General features: G+C 72.6%; 1 protein-coding gene. It reads left to right on the plus strand.

The genetic code is table 11. The features are described 5' to 3' along the window. A partial coding sequence (locus LMU33_RS40710) for a beta-ketoacyl synthase N-terminal-like domain-containing protein (protein ID WP_228627133.1) occupies positions 1-1,831 on the plus strand: 1,831 nt, incomplete at both ends.

Genomic DNA, 1,831 nt, shown 5'->3' on the forward strand with positions numbered 1-1,831 from the left:
GTCGCTGACTCCGGAGCGGTTCGAGGCGGTGCTGCGGGCGAAGGCGGTCTCCGCGGTGCATCTGCATGAACTCACCCGGCACATGGACCTGTCGGCGTTCGTGCTCTTCTCCTCCATGAGCGGCACGCTCGGCGCTCCCGGTCAGGCCAACTACGCCGCTGCCAACGCCCACCTCGACGCGCTCGCCGAGCAGCGGCGCGCCGACGGACTGCCCGCCACCTCGATCGCCTGGGGTGCCTGGGCGGCCGGCATGGCGTCCGACGAGGCGCTGGCGAAACGCATGGCGCTCGGTGGAGTCCCGCCCATGGCCAGCGACGCGGCGATCTCCGCGCTGCAGCGGATGCTGGACCAGGACGAGACCGTGGTGACCGTCGCGGACGTCGACTGGCAGCGCTACGCCACCGGCTTCACCGCCGTGCGGCCCAGCCCCCTGCTGGCCGACCTGCCCGAGGCGCGGACCGAACAGGCCGCGGCCCACGCATCCGGCGCGGCCCCCCGGTCCTCGGCGGCCCAGCAGCTCGCCGGGCTCGCCGAGGCGGAACAGAAACAGCTCCTCCTCGACCTGGTCCTCACGCATGTCGCCCAGGTACTCGGCCACGCGGACGCCGCCGACGTCGACGCGGGGCGGGCGTTCAAGGAGCTCGGCTTCGATTCGCTGACGGCGGTCGAGCTGCGCAACCGACTGGGCGCCGCGAGCGACCTGCGGCTCCCGACGACGCTGGTGTTCGACCATCCGACTCCGGCCGCGCTGGCCGATCACCTGTGGACCGAACTGGTCGGCACCCGGGCGGTGGCCCTCGGCCCGGTGCCGCGAGCGGGGCATTCGGCGGACGATCCGATCGCGATCGTGGCGATGAGCTGTCGCTTCCCGGGCGGCGTACGGTCGCCGGAGGACCTCTGGCAGCTCCTCGTCTCCGGCGCGGACGCCGTCTCCGGTCTGCCCCTCGACCGCGGCTGGAACGTCGAACGCCTCTACAACCCGGACCCCGAAGCGCCCGGCACCTCGTACGCGCGTGAGGGCGGATTCCTCTACGACGCGGGCGACTTCGACCCGGGGTTCTTCGGGATCAGCCCGCGTGAGGCGCTCGCCATGGACCCGCAGCAGCGGTTGCTTCTGGAGACCACCTGGGAGGCGTTCGAACGGGCCGGGATCGACCCGGCGACCGTGCGCGGCAGCCAGGCCGGCGTGTTCGTGGGCACCAACGGCCAGGACTACCTCTCGCTCCTCCTGGAAGACCCCGAGGGGCTCGAGGGGCACCTGGGCACGGGCAACGCGGCGAGTGTGGTCTCCGGACGGCTCGCCTACGTCTTCGGCCTCGAAGGCCCCGCCGTTACGGTGGACACGGCCTGCTCGTCCTCCCTGGTCGCCCTGCACTGGGCGATCCAGGCGCTGCGCAGCGGTGAGTGCGAGCTGGCCCTGGCCGGCGGTGTGACCGTGATGTCGACACCCGGCACCTTCATCGACTTCAGTCGGCAGCGTGGTCTTGCGGCCGATGGCCGGGTGAAGGCCTTCGCGGCGGGTGCGGACGGCACCGGCTGGGGTGAGGGCGTGGGCATGCTCCTGGTCGAGCGGCTCTCGGACGCCCGCCGTAACGGGCACCCGGTGCTGGCGGTGGTCCGCGGCTCGGCGGTCAACCAGGACGGTGCGAGCAATGGTCTGACGGCGCCGAACGGTCCGTCGCAGCAGCGGGTGATCCGGCAGGCGCTCGCCCACGCCCAGTTGTCGGCGTCGGACGTCGACGTGGTGGAGGCGCACGGTACGGGTACGACGCTGGGTGACCCGATCGAGGCGCAGGCGCTGCTCGCCACCTACGGGCAGGAGCGTGCCGAG

Source organism: Streptomyces barringtoniae (assembly GCF_020819595.1).
In the GTDB taxonomy this organism is placed as follows: Bacteria; Actinomycetota; Actinomycetes; order Streptomycetales; family Streptomycetaceae; genus Streptomyces; species Streptomyces barringtoniae.